General features: G+C 70.8%; 12 protein-coding genes. 10 read left to right on the top strand and 2 right to left on the bottom strand.

The genetic code is table 11. The annotated features are described in order from the left end of the window. Positions 1 to 153 precede the first annotated feature (153 nt). Positions 154 to 1,230: a S1C family serine protease gene (locus tag OH809_RS30765; RefSeq protein ID WP_406418747.1), complete on the top strand. Its 1,077-nt coding sequence runs from the start codon at positions 154 to 156 to the stop codon at positions 1,228 to 1,230. 69 nt (positions 1,231 to 1,299) lie between these two features. Here OH809_RS30765 and OH809_RS30760 read toward each other — a convergent pair whose 3' ends face one another. Further along, a complete protein-coding gene (locus OH809_RS30760) occupies positions 1,300 to 1,509 on the bottom strand; it encodes a hypothetical protein (protein ID WP_030933634.1) in 210 nt (69 codons plus the stop codon). A 111-nt stretch (positions 1,510 to 1,620) separates the two neighbouring features. Between OH809_RS30760 and OH809_RS30755 the strand changes: the two genes are divergently transcribed. The 5 genes from OH809_RS30755 to OH809_RS30735 all read left to right on the top strand — a co-directional run bounded on the left by OH809_RS30755 (position 1,621) and on the right by OH809_RS30735 (position 7,679). Beyond that, positions 1,621 to 2,823 carry a bifunctional adenosylcobinamide kinase/adenosylcobinamide-phosphate guanylyltransferase gene (locus OH809_RS30755; protein WP_406418749.1) on the top strand — a complete coding sequence of 401 codons (1,203 nt, stop codon included), beginning with the start codon at positions 1,621 to 1,623 and terminating at the stop codon, positions 2,821 to 2,823. A gap of 40 nt (positions 2,824 to 2,863) precedes the next feature. Then, positions 2,864 to 3,691 (top strand): class I SAM-dependent methyltransferase, encoded by an 828-nt coding sequence (locus OH809_RS30750; RefSeq protein ID WP_406418751.1) that lies wholly within the window; start codon positions 2,864 to 2,866, stop codon positions 3,689 to 3,691. 281 nt (positions 3,692 to 3,972) lie between these two features. Further along, positions 3,973 to 5,055: a nicotinate-nucleotide--dimethylbenzimidazole phosphoribosyltransferase gene (cobT, locus tag OH809_RS30745; protein ID WP_406418753.1), complete on the top strand. Its 1,083-nt coding sequence runs from the start codon at positions 3,973 to 3,975 to the stop codon at positions 5,053 to 5,055. A 90-nt stretch (positions 5,056 to 5,145) separates the two neighbouring features. Next, positions 5,146 to 6,945 carry a phosphatidylglycerol lysyltransferase domain-containing protein gene (locus OH809_RS30740; protein ID WP_406418754.1) on the top strand — a complete coding sequence of 600 codons (1,800 nt, stop codon included), beginning with the start codon at positions 5,146 to 5,148 and terminating at the stop codon, positions 6,943 to 6,945. After that, a complete protein-coding gene (locus OH809_RS30735; protein ID WP_406418756.1) occupies positions 6,942 to 7,679 on the top strand; it encodes a hypothetical protein in 738 nt (245 codons plus the stop codon). Before OH809_RS30740 ends, OH809_RS30735 begins: the two co-directional genes overlap by 4 nt. Here the strand turns inward: OH809_RS30735 and OH809_RS30730 are convergent. Then, positions 7,622 to 8,383, bottom strand: a complete 762-nt coding sequence (locus tag OH809_RS30730) for a hypothetical protein (RefSeq protein WP_406418758.1) — start codon at positions 8,381 to 8,383, stop codon at positions 7,622 to 7,624. The genes OH809_RS30735 and OH809_RS30730 overlap by 58 nt on opposite strands. A gap of 88 nt (positions 8,384 to 8,471) precedes the next feature. Here OH809_RS30730 and OH809_RS30725 point away from each other — a divergent pair, with 88 nt between their 5' ends. The 4 genes from OH809_RS30725 (at position 8,472) to sucB (ending at position 14,614) form a co-directional block, all read left to right on the top strand. Next, positions 8,472 to 9,251, top strand: a complete 780-nt coding sequence (locus OH809_RS30725) for an adenosylcobinamide-GDP ribazoletransferase (protein ID WP_406418760.1) — start codon at positions 8,472 to 8,474, stop codon at positions 9,249 to 9,251. 238 nt (positions 9,252 to 9,489) lie between these two features. Further along, positions 9,490 to 11,034 carry a leucyl aminopeptidase gene (locus tag OH809_RS30720; RefSeq protein ID WP_406418761.1) on the top strand — a complete coding sequence of 515 codons (1,545 nt, stop codon included), beginning with the start codon at positions 9,490 to 9,492 and terminating at the stop codon, positions 11,032 to 11,034. Positions 11,035 to 11,416: 382 nt separating this feature from the next. Beyond that, positions 11,417 to 12,805 (top strand): dihydrolipoyl dehydrogenase, encoded by a 1,389-nt coding sequence (gene lpdA / locus OH809_RS30715; protein ID WP_406418763.1) that lies wholly within the window; start codon positions 11,417 to 11,419, stop codon positions 12,803 to 12,805. Between the two features lie 60 nt (positions 12,806 to 12,865). Further along, the gene (sucB, locus tag OH809_RS30710) at positions 12,866 to 14,614 is read left to right on the top strand and encodes a 2-oxoglutarate dehydrogenase, E2 component, dihydrolipoamide succinyltransferase (RefSeq protein ID WP_406418765.1); all 1,749 of its coding nucleotides are present in this window, start codon (positions 12,866 to 12,868) and stop codon (positions 14,612 to 14,614) included. Positions 14,615 to 14,705: the final 91 nt, after the last annotated feature.

Here is a 14,705-nt window from a genome sequence, read left to right as displayed (position 1 = left end):
GAGGGCCGGACGGTTCACGGCGCCCGGTGCGGTGCATCGCAGGGCGCCCGCCGGAAATCCCTGGGGATGGTTGAGGGATGGACGAGGAGCGGGCGTCACCCGATCGGCCGAACCCGGGAGGCCGCCAATGGGGTTAAAAGCAATGATTCAGACATGGATGCTTCCCGCTCGCGCGGCCGTCTGTACCGGCTGCTGCTGCCTCTGACCGCAGGTGTCTGTGCCATAGCCCTGGTGTCCGGCTGCTCGGACTCGGACTCGGCCAGCGCCGATGCCACGAAGTCGGCCTCGCCGCATGCGACTTCCCAGGCCGCAGGTGACCTGCAGGCCGAGTACGAGGCCGTCATAAAAAACGTGCTGCCCTCCGTCGTACAGATCCAAGCCGGCAACAGTCTCGGATCCGGCGTCGTCTACGACAAGAAGGGCCATATCGTCACCAATGCCCATGTGGTCGGCCAGGAGAAGACGTTCAACGTCACCGTCGCCACCGGCGAGAAGGTGCTGGGCGCCTCGCTGGTCGCCACCTATCCGGAGCAGGACCTGGCCGTCATCAAGCTCGACAACGTACCGAGCGGGCTGAAGGCGGCGAAGTTCGGCAACTCGGACAAGGTCGAGGTCGGCCAGATAGTGCTGGCGATGGGTTCGCCGCTCGGACTGTCCAGCAGCGTCACCCAGGGCATCGTGTCGGCGGTCGGCCGGACCGTCAGCGAGAGTCAGACGGAGGGTGGCATCGGGGCGACCATTGCGAACATGGTGCAGACCTCGGCGGCGATCAACCCGGGCAACAGCGGCGGTGCGCTGGTGAACCTGAACAGTGAGGTGATCGGCATTCCGACGCTGGCGGCGACGGATCCGCAGATGAACGGCGCGGCACCGGGCATAGGGTTCGCGATCCCCGTCTCGATGGTGAAGACGGTGGCCGACCAGATCATCAAGAGCGGCAAGGTCACCGACTCGGGCCGGGCGGCGCTGAACATCACCGGCCGCGCGGTCGTCGACGACAACTACCAGCCGTTCGGAATCGCGGTGGTCGCCGTCACGGCGGGCGGCGCCGCGGACAAGGCCGGACTGCGGGTCGGCGACATCGTCACGAAGATCGGCGACACACGGGTCACGACGATGACGGAGCTGGCCGAGACGCTGGCCAACGACAAGCCGGGCCAGAAGGTCAAGGTGACATATCTGCGCGACGGTGTGGAGAGGACGTCGGTCGTCACGCTGGGCGAGATCTGACCGCTGCCGTGCGAGGGCCCCGGATGCCGAGGAACGGCGCCCGGGGCCCTCGTGCGCCCGTATCGACGGTCAGCCCTGGTCGGCCTGGAGACTCATCGGGCCGTAGATCTTCGTCGCGTCCTCGAAGAGGGTCACCTGGTCCGCCCCGCCGTCCAGGAGTTCCTTCCAGAACTCACCGATCCATGACTCCGCATCGCCCTGGGTCGTGAATTCCTCCGGCTGCAGGGCCGGCTCCGTCTCCGTACCGTCGGACTTCTCGAACCGCCACGTCCACGCCATGTCCGCCTCCTGGGTCGCGTTGCTGCCCGCAGCCTAGTGCCTGGGGCCTTTCGGACCGAGAGCCATGGGGTTGGTCGCGCAGTCGGTGCGGGGACGCGGGAGGATCGGAGCGTGGAACTGACACTGCTCGGCACCGGAGCCCCCGACGGGCTGCCGCGCCCCGAATGTCCGTGCGCCGCCTGCGCCACCGCCCGCGGGGTGTGGGCGCGCGCCGCAACCGCACTGCTGGTCGACGGCGCGCTGCTGCTCGATCTCACCCCGGGGGCCGTGTTCGCCGCCGCACGCGCGGGTCATTCACTGACCGGCGTACGGCAGGTGCTGCTCACTCATCCGCATGACGGGCCCGCCGTGGAGCTGCCCGCCGGGCTGCCCCCGGCCGGACGGGTGCCGGACGGGCAGGTGCTGACGTTGATCAGCGGGCACCGGATCCGGGCGGTGCCGATGGACTCGCCGGGGACCGGGTACGAGGTGACGTCCCCGGAGGGCGCGCGGCTGCTGTACATGCCGCCGGGGGCGGCCCCCGCCGGTCTCACGGGCCGGGTGGCGGAGCCGTACGACATGGTGGTCGGTGATGTGACCGGACGCCCGGACGCCATGGCCAGGCTGCGGGCCGTCGAAGCGATCGGGCCGGCCACCGAGGTCATCGCCGTTCATCTGGACCATGACGCGCCCACCGGCCCCGAGCTGGACCGGCGGCTCGCGGCGGCCGGCGCCCGGACCGTGCCGGACGGGACGACACTGGTGGTCGGCGGGTACCACGCCGTACCGGATGTCCCGCGGCGGACGCTGGTGACCGGCGGTGCGCGGTCCGGGAAGTCGGTGGAGGCCGAGCGGCGGCTGGAGACCTTCCCCGAGGTGGTGTACGTGGCGACCGGCGGCGGCCGCGAAGGCGACGCGGAGTGGATGGCGCGGGTCGGGCTGCACCGGGAGCGCAGACCGGCCGCCTGGCGCACCGAGGAGACCTGTGAGCTGGTGCACCTGCTGGAGTCGGACGGGCCGCCGCTGCTGATCGACTGCCTGTCGCTGTGGCTGACGGACGCGATGGACCGGGTGAACGCCTGGGACGACGCGGCGTGGGCGGACGGCGGCGAGAGTGCGCTGCGGGAGCGGATCACCGAACTGGTCGGCGCGGTGCGCGGAACGCGGCGTACGGTCGTCGCCGTGACCAATGAGGCCGGATCGGGCGTGGTGCCCGCGACAGCCGCCGGCCGGCGGTTCCGGGACGAGCTGGGGCGGCTCAACGCCGCGTTCGCCGACGAGTGCGAGCACGTGCTGCTGGTGGTGGCCGGTCAGGCGCTGACGCTGCGCGGCTGACCCGCACCGCAACAGGATCAGCGGCAGGAAGGGAGCGGACATGGCGCGAGTGAGGCCGATACTGGAAGGCGTTCCGGAGACCCTGCTCTGGACGCTCTACAACCGGGCGTACGAGGCGGGGCAGCTCTATCCCGTCATCGACGATCCGATGGCGCTGCGGCTCATGGCGGACCTCGACTACCCCTTCGAGGAGCGCTTCGGGCAGCCGAACGCCTTCCACTCGCAGGCGCAGGCGCTGCGCTCACGCTGCTTCGACCTGACGGTGCAGGGCTATCTGCGCGGGCGTCCGGAGGCCACCGTCGTCGCGCTCGGCGACGGTCTGGAGACCGGCTTCTGGCGGGTCGACAACGGGCGGCTCACCTGGCTGAGCGTGGAGTTGCCCCAGGTGGCAGCGTTGCGCCGCGCGCTGCTGCCCTCCTCGGACCGGCTGCGGACGCTCTCCCGGTCGGCGACCGATCTCTCCTGGCTGGACGAGATCGAGGACCCTGCGGGCCGGGGCGTGATCGTCACGACGCAAGGGCTGCTGATGTATCTGCAGCCCTGGGAGGTACGGAAGATCCTGGCGACCTGCGCCGAACGGCTGCCGGGCGGGGTGCTCGTCCTGGACTCGATGGCGCGCCGGCCGGCGAAGGGGACGGTGGCCGGGAAGTCGAAGGTCGGCTCCATGACCGTCCCGCCGATGCACTGGGCGATGAACCCGGGCGAGCGGAAGAAGCTGCGCAGTGCGCATCCGAACATCACCGAGGTGCGCGCGCTGGGGCTGCCGCGGGGGCGGGGCGCGATGGGAGAACTGATCCGGCTCCAGCATCTGACGCCGGGGCTGCGGACGCTGACCCCCGCGATGACGCTGCTGCGCTTCGGGGCCTGAGAGGCCGGCCGCCGCACTGATGAGGCGTCAGAATCGTGGCAGGTACTGTTCCGCAATGAGCCCGCCGCCGGGCTCAGAGCCTGTCGGGTGACCTTCGATCGGAGAGCGGACGCGGCATGGTGCGTGCGATTCCAAGGCGCCGGGATGGCCTTGTAGCGGAGCTACCAGGGCATTTCGGCAACGCCGGAAGCGTGCGTGCCAGGGCGTGGCCGCCCGATCAGAGGTCACCCGACAGGCTCTCAGCGGCCCACACCACGTAACGACCCGCGAGGCAGACCCCCGTGAATCTGGACGACTTCTCCGACCTGATCGAACGCCCCGACGGTGGCGTACGGCGCGACGCCGAGGAACGCCGGGAGCGGCAGATCGTGCCCCCGGGCGCCCTCGGCCGGCTCGACGAGCTGGGCGAGTGGCTCTCGGCCGCCCAGCAGGCCGTGCCGGTCAAACCGATCCTGCAGCCGCGCGTGGTGCTCTTCGCCGGTGATCACGGGGTGGCCGAGCTCGGTGTCTCCGGCCGCGCGGCCGGAACCGCCCACGAGCTGGTCCGGGCCACACTGGAGGGTGCGACGCCGCTGGCCGTGCTGGCCCGCCAGTTCTCCGTACCGGTGCGGATCGTCGACGCCGGCCTGGACTGCGAGCCGGAGCTGCTGCCCGAGCCGGTCGTACGTCACCGGGTGCGGCGCGGCAGCGGCCGGATCGACATCGAGGACGCGCTGACGGCCGAGGAGGCCGAGCAGGCGGTACGTCTGGGCATCGCGATCGCCGACGAGGAGGCCGACTCGGGCACCGATCTGGTGGTGCTCGGCGATCTGAGCGTCGGTGGCACCACGGCGGCGGCCACCCTGATCGCGGCCCTGTGCGGCACGGACGCCTCGGTGGTCACCGGGCGCGGCGGCGCGGGTATCGACGATCTCGCCTGGATGCGCAAGTGCGCGGCGATCCGGGACTCGCTGCGGCGGGCCCGGCCGGTCCTCGGCGACCAGCTGGAGCTGCTGGCCACGGTCGGCGGCGCGGACCTGGCGGCGATGACGGGGTTCCTGCTGCAGTGTGCGGTGCGCAAACTGCCGGTGATCCTGGACGGCGTGGTCTCGTCGGCGTGCGCGCTGGTCGCTCAGCGGGCCGCCTTCCGGGCGCCGGACTGGTGGCTGGCCGGTCAGGTGAGCGGCGAGCCGGCACAGACGAAGGCGCTGGACCGGATGGCGCTCAACCCGCTGCTGGACCACGGTGTCATCGTGGGCGAGGGGAGCGGGGCGCTGCTGGCGCTTCCGCTCGTGCAGGCCGCCGCCGCGCTGGCGGCGGAGCTGCCCGAGCGTGCGCCGGCCGACGAAGACGACGCCTCGAAGACCGACACGGACGACGACTGACGGACCCTGCTGCGCTGCGGCCGCCGACCACCGGACACCGGCCGCAGCAGGCCTCCCCATGGAGCGAAATGCCCCATATGATCGCTTTTTATGGGAGAGGTCCGATTGGCCGGCCAGGACGCCCGGCGGAGCACCGTGCGCTCACGACGCAGTGCGGCATTCACCATCTGGTATCTGCGCATCGTGTCGTTCATCAATTTCCTGAGCGCCGTCTGGGTCACGCTCGGCCAGGACGTGCGTCGGCACAACACCGAGAACTACTTCACCCCCTATCTGCTCACCGCGGGCTTCTCCTCCGGAGTGGTCGCCCTCTTCCTCGCCATCACCATGCGACGGCGCAAGCGCGCCGCCTGGATCGTCAACATGGTGCTGAGCGGCCTCCTGCTCCTGCTCTTCGCCTTCGTGATCGTCTTTCCCGAGATCCGGCAGTACCCGCAGAACTGGATCTCCCTGGCGCTGACGGCCGCGTTCGTCGTGGCGCTGATCCTGGGCCGGCGGGAGTTCTACGCGAAGGGCGACCGCTCCAACGCGAAGCTGGCGGCCGTGGTCGCCGTCGGCGGGCTGCTGGTCACCTCGCTGATCGCCACCCTGCTGGTCACCGTCACGAACGAGGCGCACGACGAGTACCGGTCGACCTTCCTCGACCGCTGGCGCTACGGCGCGCTGCGGCTGGTCTCGGTGGCGACCGACGAAGCCCGCTTCCCCGGCATCACCGTGCCCGGCTGGGCCAATGTCGTCATCAACATCCTCTCCACCCTGCTGCTGATCGCCGTCGTGTACGTGGCGTTCCGCTCACGCCGAGCCGTCGACCCGATCACCCCGCAGGACGAGGACCGGCTCCGCGCCCTCCTCGAAAAGCACGGCGAACGCGACTCGCTCGGCTATTTCGCACTGCGCCGGGAGAAGAGCGTCATCTGGTCGCCGACCGGGAAGGCGGCCGTCACCTACCGGGTGGTCGGCGGCGTCTCGCTCGCCTCCGGTGATCCGATCGGCGACTTGGAGGCCTGGCCCGGCGCGATCGGACCATGGCTGGCCGAGGCCCGCGAACACGGCTGGATCCCAGCGGTGATGGGGGTGAGCGAGGAGGGCGGCACGGTCTACGCCCGGCACGGGCTCGACGCGCTGGAGCTCGGCGACGAGGCGATCGTGGAGACCGCCGAGTTCACCCTCGAAGGGCGGGCGATGCGGACCGTCCGCCAGGCGTACAACCGGATCAGGCGCGCCGGGTACGAGGTGACCATCCGGCGCCACTCCGACATCCCCGACGGGGAGATGGCCGAACTGGTGCGACGCGCCGACGACTGGCGCGACGGCGAGACCGAGCGCGGCTTCTCGATGGCGCTGGGGCGGCTCGGCGATCCGGCGGACGGCCAGTGCGTGATGCTCGAATGCCGTGACTCGACGGAGAAGGAGCAAGGCGAACGAGCGGGTGGCCCCGGCGAGTTGCGCGCCGTACTGAGCTTCGTGCCCTGGGGCCCGAACGGTCTCTCGCTGGACCTGATGCGCCGTGACCGGGACGCCGAGAACGGTCTGATGGAGTTCATGGTCATCGAACTCCTCCGGCGCGCAGAAGAGATCGGGATCACACAGGTGTCGCTCAACTTCGCAATGTTCCGGTCGGTCTTCGAGAGGGGATCGCGGCTGGGCGCGGGGCCGGTGCTGAGGCTGTGGCGCTCGTTGCTCAGCTTCTTCTCGCGCTGGTGGCAGATCGAGTCGCTCTACCGCGCCAACGCCAAGTACCGACCGATCTGGGAGCCGCGTTTCATGCTCTTCGAGAAGAGCTCCGACCTGCTGCGCATCGGCATCGCCGCGGGCCGCGCCGAAGGGTTCCTGGAGGCGCCCGGGCTGCCCAAGTGGCTGCACCGCTCGCACCTGGCGACCCGTAGATGAGGCCGATGGCGGCGCTGCCCGAGGCCGCCCGCCGCGAGTGGGGGCCGCTGTTCTCGACCGTACACGGGGTGCTCACCCGTTCCCGGCTGCGCGCGGTCCCGATGACGCTGGCCGCGGTCGGCCTGACGGCGCTGCTCCATGCGGTGCAGAACCAGCCGTGGGGCTTACGTCCGGTGCGGGTCCTCGGCTCGGTGCGTGCCGAGGACCCGCTGTGGACCGCCCTGCTGCGTACCCCGCTGTCGCTGTTCGTGCCCGCGCTCGATCTGCCGGTGTGGGGTGCGCTGGCGCAGGTGCTCGTGGTGTTCGGGGCCGCCGAGGTCTGTCTCGGACGACGGCGCACGCTGCTCATCGCGTACGTCGCCACGCTGGCCGGGACACTGTACGCACGGACCGGCGTCGCGGTCGGCCCCGACGGGCTGTTCGGACTGCCCGCATCCGACGCGCAGGTCGTCGACACCGGACCGTCGGCGGCGGTGGTCGGGCTCGCGGTCTATGTGTGCCACGCCTACCGGGCGTGGCGCACCGGGGCGGTGGTGATCGCGGTGATGGTCATCGAAGTGATCTTCAAGAACAATTTGGCGGGCAAGGAACACCTGGCGGCGATCGCCGCTGTGCTGATCCTGTGCGGTCTCGACGCCCGGCACGACCGGCGTCGGCAGCTGCCCGCCCGCAGCGATCAGGACTTGGGCCTGGGAAGCCGGTCCCGGTCCGGCGCGCCGCCGATGAGGTCCTGAAACCTTCGGCGTGGCCCCACCCAGCGCCGGTCGTGGTGATATGCGCGCAGCACCGCCCTGGAACGGGCGCGGTGCCGGTTGCGGTAGAACCTCTTCGCCCACATCGACGTCGGTCGGGCCAGCCGGATCGCCCCGAACAGGGCGACGAACGGCACCAGGGTGCCGATCACCGCCATCCGTGCCTTGCCCTTGAACAGGGCGATCAGCACGAAGCAGAAGTTGATCAGCAGGGTCAGGACGATGCCGAGCCGGCCCTGCTGCTGCCCGCTGGTCAGTTCGTTCACCCCGAGCGGTGAGAAGCCGCCGAGGAGGAGCAGGACGAGCGCCGCGGTGAGGACGACGACCTCGACGCTCTGGCGGCCCTGTTCGGACCAGTACACGTCGTCGAGATGGAGGATCAGGGCGAACTCGTCCAGCACCAGTCCCGCGCCCATCCCGAAGATCACCGCGCAGACGCCCGCCGCGACGCCGTACCGTCCGCTGGAGACCGCGCCGAAGCCGCCGATCACCGTCAGCACCACACCGGGCACCACATGGTGGACGTGCACCCCGCCGGGCGTGATGTTGCGGAACGGCCCCTTCCCGGCCCTGATCATCCGGGTGATGAGACGGGTGATGGCGAAGGTCAGCACAAAGGCGGCCAGGGCGAGAAGCAGGGGCAGCTTCCCCGGCTCGACAAAGTTCTGATCGAACCAGTGACCCATGCCACCCACTCCCATTGATCCGCTTGTGCGGTGCTTTGCAGCGTTTCGGCCAATCTAGCGGTGCGGCCCGGGGATTAGCCTGCGCGCCGTGACCTCCCTGAACAGCCACGGCATACGTTTCGCCTTCGGCACCCTGACCGTGCTCCCCGTCCGCGTCACCCGCTGGGACCGCGGGGCCGCCCGTGCCGGGATGCTGAGCGCCCCGCTCGCCGGTCTGGTGGTGGGGCTGCTCGCGGCGGTCCCCGGCGCACTGTTGCTGCTGTTCGGGTCCGGGCCGCTGCTCGCGGCAGTCGCCTCCGCCGCGGTGCCCGCGGTCCTCACTCGGGGGCTGCACCTCGACGGACTCGCCGACACGGCGGACGGGCTCGGCAGCGGCAAGCCCGCGGCGGACGCGTTGCGCATCATGAAGCAGTCGGACATTGGGCCATTCGGTGTCATCACCCTGCTGTTCGTCCTCCTGGCCCAGGTCGCGGTCCTCCATGAGCTGTACGGGGAGGGCTGGGCGCACGGCGCGGTGGCGTCGGTCGTCGCGGGGGTCACCGCCCGCCTCGCGCTCACGCTGGCGTCCCGTCAGGGCGTGCCTCCGGCCCGGCCGGAGGGGCTGGGGGCAGCAGTGGCGGGAACGGTGCCGATGGGGGCGGCGGCGGCTGTGACGGTCGCGGTGGTGGCAGCGGGGTCGGGGGCGGGCGCGGTGTTCGGCGGGTACGGCTCGCTGCACCACGGCCTTGCCGTAGTCGCCGGGCTGATGGGCGCGCAGCTGCTGCTGCGGCACTGCGTGCGGCGGTTCGGGGGCGTGACCGGGGATGTCTTCGGGGCGGTCGCGGAGACGGCGGCGACGACGGCGCTGGTGGCGTTGACCCTGGGGTAGGCGGACAAACAACCCTGCTTCCCGGGCCGGTTCTGCCATCGCAGCCTCCGACCGGGCCGGCCGGGGGCCGGAGCCGTGCCGCCGGAACGGGCCGCAGACGGCCCGCCGCCGTGATCCCGCAGCAAAGGCGCGCGTAGGCTCATTCCCGGCACATTGCGGCGGCGTCTACGATGCGCCGGGCACGGTCGGCCCACCCCTCGACCGACAACGAACTCAACGGAAGCGAGATTTCACCACCGTGACTGCTCTCACTCTCAGCACTGCCGGTGCGGCGACGCTGCGCGCCGACGCACTTGTCGTCGGCGTCGCCAAGGGAGCCAAGGGCCTGGTCGTCGCACCGGGCGCCGAGGCCGTGGACAAGGCGTTCGGCGGAAAGCTCGCCACCGTCCTGGAGACCCTGGGCGCCTCCGGTGCCGAGGGCGAAGTGACCAAGCTCCCTGCACCGGACGGCCTCAAGGTCCCGGTCGTCATCGCGGTCGGACTCGGTCCGGTCCCGGAGAAGGACGCGGCGTTCGACGGCGAGGCACTGCGCCGGGCCGCCGGTTCCGCCGCGCGTGCGCTGACCGGTTCGAAGAAGGCCGGCTTCGCGCTGCCGACCACGTCCGTCGAGGACGCCGAGGCCGTCGCCGAGGGCGCACTGCTCGGCGCGTACGCCTTCACCGCGTACCAGGGCGGCGAGAACAAGCTCGCGCCGAAGGACAAGAAGAACGGCAATGGCGCCAAGCTGCCGCTCGCCGAGGTCGCCCTGCTCGGCACCAAGCCGCGCGACAAGGCGTTCAAGGCGGCCGCAGAGCGTGCCACCGCGGTCGTCGAGGAGATCAACCGCGCCCGCGACCTGATCAACACCCCGCCGAACGACCTGTACCCCGAGTCCTTCGCCGCCGTGGCCACGGCCGCCGGCAAGGAGCACGGCATCAAGGTGCAGATCTTCGACGAGAAGGCGCTCGTCAAGGGCGGCTTCGGCGGTCTGCTGGGCGTCGGCCAGGGCTCGACCCACGGCCCCCGCCTGGTGAAGCTCGCCTACACGCACCCGAAGGCGGAGAAGACCCTGGCCCTGGTCGGCAAGGGCATCACCTACGACTCGGGCGGCATCTCGCTGAAGCCGGCCGGTCACAACGAGACGATGAAGTGCGACATGAGCGGCGCCGCCGCCGTGTTCGCGGCCGTCGTCGCGGCCGCCCGTCTCGGCCTCCAGGTCAACGTCACCGGCTGGCTGGCGCTCGCCGAGAACATGCCGTCCGGCAACGCCACCCGCCCGGGTGACGTGCTGCGCATGTACAGCGGCAAGACCGTCGAGGTGCTGAACACGGACGCCGAGGGCCGGCTCGTCCTCGCCGACGCGCTGACCCGCGCCTGTGAGGAGAACCCGGACGCGATCGTCGACGTGGCGACCCTAACCGGAGCGATGGTCCTGGCGCTGGGCCACCGCACCTTCGGCATCATGGCGAACGACGACGCCTTCCGTACGTCCATCCACGAGATCGCCGAGGAGGTCGGCGAGGCCTCCTGGCCGATGCCGCTCCCCGCCGACCTGCGCAAGGGCATGGACTCCCCGACCGCCGACATCGCCAACATGGGTGAGCGGATGGGCGGCGGCCTGGTGGCCGGTCTGTTCCTGCAGGAGTTCGTGGGCGAGGGCATCGCCTGGGCGCACCTGGACATCGCGGGTCCGGCCTTCCACGAGGGCGCGCCGTACGGCTACACGCCGAAGGGCGGCACCGGTTCCGCGGTCCGCACGCTGGTGAAGCTGGCGGAGCGCACCGCCGCCGGGGACCTCGGCTGAGGATGCTCCGTGCGTACGGCCCCGGGCATACGTCCGGGGCCGTACGTGTTCACCCGTCGGCATCGATGCCCGGTGCGCACAGGTTTCGCTCTCAACGAAATCCGCACTTCCACCCGTCTCCCACCATCACCCTTCCACCGCGGTGCTTCGCGCCGCTCCTACCAATCTCTACGCAGCAGTAACCATCCGGAACGGGTGATCATCCGTCCCGTACCCGGGCCCCGCGTCCCGCCCACCGTCAACAAGTGCGAAGATGGGTTCTCGGCAGGACAGGGCCCCCACCACAGGGCCGAATAACAAAAGCGGCCGAACACCAGCCGACCGGCGGTCATCCCCCAGCGACGGGGCCCGGCGTACGGCGCACATGCATGGAGGACGTGACGTGGCGAACGACGCCAGCACCGTTTTCGACCTAGTGATCCTCGGCGGTGGTAGCGGCGGTTACGCCGCGGCCCTGCGCGGAGCGCAGCTGGGCCTGGACGTCGCTCTGATCGAGAAGGGCAAGGTCGGCGGCACCTGCCTGCACAACGGCTGCATCCCCACGAAGGCGCTGCTGCACGCCGGCGAGATCGCCGACCAGGCCCGCGAGGCCGGCCAGTTCGGCGTCAAGGCCACCTTCGAGGGCATCGACATCGAGGCCGTCCACAAGTACAAGGACGACGTGATCTCGGGCCTGTACAAGGGTCTGCAGGGTCTCGTCGCTTCCCGCAAGGTGCACTACGTCGAGGGTGAGGGACGGCTCTCCTCCCCCACCTCGGTGGATGTGAACGGCCAGCGCATCCAGGGCCGCCACGTGCTCCTGGCGACCGGCTCCGTGCCGAAGTCGCTGCCGGGCCTGGAGATCGACGGCAACCGGATCATCTCCTCGGACCACGCGCTGAAGCTGGACCGCGTCCCGAAGTCCGCGATCGTCCTGGGCGGCGGCGTCATCGGCGTCGAGTTCGCCTCGGCGTGGACGTCCTTCGGCACCGACGTCACGATCATCGAGGGCCTGAAGCACCTCGTTCCGGTCGAGGACGAGAACAGCTCGAAGCTTCTTGAGCGCGCTTTCCGCAAGCGCGGCATCAAGTTCAACCTCGGTACGTTCTTCCAGAGCGCCGAGTACACGCAGGACGGTGTCCGCGTGACCCTCGCCGACGGCAAGACGTTCGAGGCGGAGGTGCTGCTGGTCGCGATCGGCCGCGGCCCGGTCTCACAGGGTCTGGGCTACGAGGAGGCCGGCGTCGCGATGGACCGCGGCTACGTCCTCGTCGACGAGTACATGCAGACCAACGTTCCGACCATCTCGGCCGTGGGCGACCTGGCCCCGACGCTGCAGCTCGCGCACGTCGGCTTCGCCGAGGGCATCCTGGTGGCGGAGCGGCTGGCCGGTCTGAAGACCGTCCCGATCGACTACGACGGTGTCCCCCGGGTGACGTACTGCCACCCCGAGGTCGCTTCCGTGGGCATCACCGAGGCCAAGGCCAAGGAGCTCTACGGCGCGGACAAGGTCGTCGCTCTGAAGTACAACCTTGCGGGCAACGGCAAGAGCAAGATCCTCAAGACCGCGGGCGAGATCAAGCTCGTCCAGGTCAAGGACGGTGCCGTGGTCGGCGTCCACATGGTCGGTGACCGTATGGGCGAGCAGGTCGGCGAAGCCCAGCTGATCTACAACTGGGAGGCGCTGCCGGCCGAGGTCGCGCAGCTCATCCACGCCCACCCGACGCAGAGCGAAGCGCTCGGCGAGGCCCACCTGGCCCTGGCCGGCAAGCCCCTCCACTCCCACGACTGATCCAGTCCAGGGCGCGACGACCGACCCACTTCCGCACTTTCGTAAGGAGCAACTGAAACCATGTCGGTTTCCGTAACCCTTCCGGCGCTCGGTGAGAGCGTCACCGAGGGCACTGTCACCCGCTGGCTGAAGGCCGAGGGCGAGCGCGTCGAGGCCGACGAGCCGCTGCTCGAGGTCTCGACCGACAAGGTCGACACCGAGATCCCGGCGCCCGCCGCCGGCATCCTCGCGTCCATCAAGGTCGCCGAGGACGAGACCGTCGAGGTCGGCGCCGAGCTGGCCGTCATCGACGACGGCACGGGTGCAGCAGTCCCGGCCGCGGCTCCGGCCGCCGAGCCCGTGGCCGCTCCGGCTCCGGCGCCGGTCGCGGCGGCCCCCGCCGCCCCGGCCCCCGTGGCCGCGGCTCCGGCTGCTGCCCCGGCCGGTGCCGCGGCCGGTACGGACGTCACCCTCCCGGCGCTCGGCGAGAGCGTCACCGAGGGCACCGTCACCCGCTGGCTGAAGGAGGTCGGCGAGCAGGTCACGGAGGACGAGCCGCTGCTCGAGGTCTCCACGGACAAGGTCGACACCGAGATCCCCGCCCCGGTCTCCGGTGTGCTGCTGGAGATCGTGGTCGCCGAGGACGAGACCGCCGAGGTCGGCGCGAAGCTCGCCGTCATCGGTGCCGCGGGGGCCGCCCCGGCGGCTGCCCCGGCTCCGGCCGCTCCGGCCCCCGTGGCCGCTCCGGCTGCCCCGGCTCCGATCGCCGCAGCCCCCGCCCCGGTGGCCGCTCCGGCCCCGGCGGCGCCCGCCGCCCCGGCGCCCGTGGCCGCCCCTGCCCCGGCTCCGGTCGCTGCTCCGGCTCCGGTCACCCCGGTGGCTCCGGCCGCGGCCGCCGACGAAGGCGCGTACGTCACGCCGCTGGTCCGCAAGCTCGCCTCCGAGAGCGGTGTCGACCTCGGCGCGGTCAAGGGCACCGGCGTCGGTGGCCGCATCCGCAAGCAGGACGTCGTCGCCGCCGCGGAGGCCGCCAGGGCCGCCGCTGCCGCTCCGGCCCCCGTCGTGGCTGCCCCGGCAGCCGCGAAGGCGCCGAAGCTGGAGGCGTCCCCGCTGCGCGGCCAGACGGTCAAGATGACCCGCATGCGCAAGGTCATCGGCGACAACATGATGAAGGCGCTGCACTCGCAGGCCCAGCTGACCTCGGTCGTCGAGGTCGACATCACGAAGCTGATGAAGCTGCGCAACCAGGCGAAGGCCGCCTTTGCCGCCCGTGAGGGCGTCAAGCTGTCCCCGATGCCGTTCTTCGTGAAGGCGGCGGCCCAGGCGCTGAAGGCCCACCCGGTCATCAACGCCCGGATCAACGAGGACGAGGGCACCATCACGTACTTCGACTCGGAGAACATCGGCATCGCCGTGGACGCCGAGAAGGGTCTGATGACGCCGGTCATCAAGGGTGCGGGTGACCTGAACATCGCCGGTATCTCGAAGAAGACCGCCGAGCTGGCCGGCAAGGCCCGCGGCGGCGGCCTCACCCCGGACGACATGTCCGGTGCCACCTTCACCATCAGCAACACCGGCTCGCGCGGTGCGCTGTTCGACACCGTGATCGTGCCGCCGAACCAGGCCGCCATCCTGGGCATCGGTGCCACCGTCAAGCGTCCGGCGGTCATCGAGACCGCCGAGGGCACCGTCATCGGTGTCCGCGACATGACGTACCTCTCGCTCTCCTACGACCACCGTCTGGTGGACGGTGCGGACGCCGCCCGCTACCTGACCGCGGTCAAGGCGATCCTTGAGGCCGGCGAGTTCGAGGTCGAGCTCGGCCTCTGAGCACCACGGTTGTAACCAGCCTCACCAGCGGCGCCCCCGCCCGGAACCCTTCCGGACGGGGGCGCCGCCGTATTGTCTAGACACCACCGGT

This window comes from Streptomyces sp. NBC_00873 (genome assembly GCF_045207415.1).
Classification (GTDB): domain Bacteria; phylum Actinomycetota; class Actinomycetes; order Streptomycetales; family Streptomycetaceae; genus Streptomyces.
The sequence above is the reverse complement of the archived record's forward strand: the minus strand, read 5'-3'. Positions and strand labels throughout refer to the sequence as shown.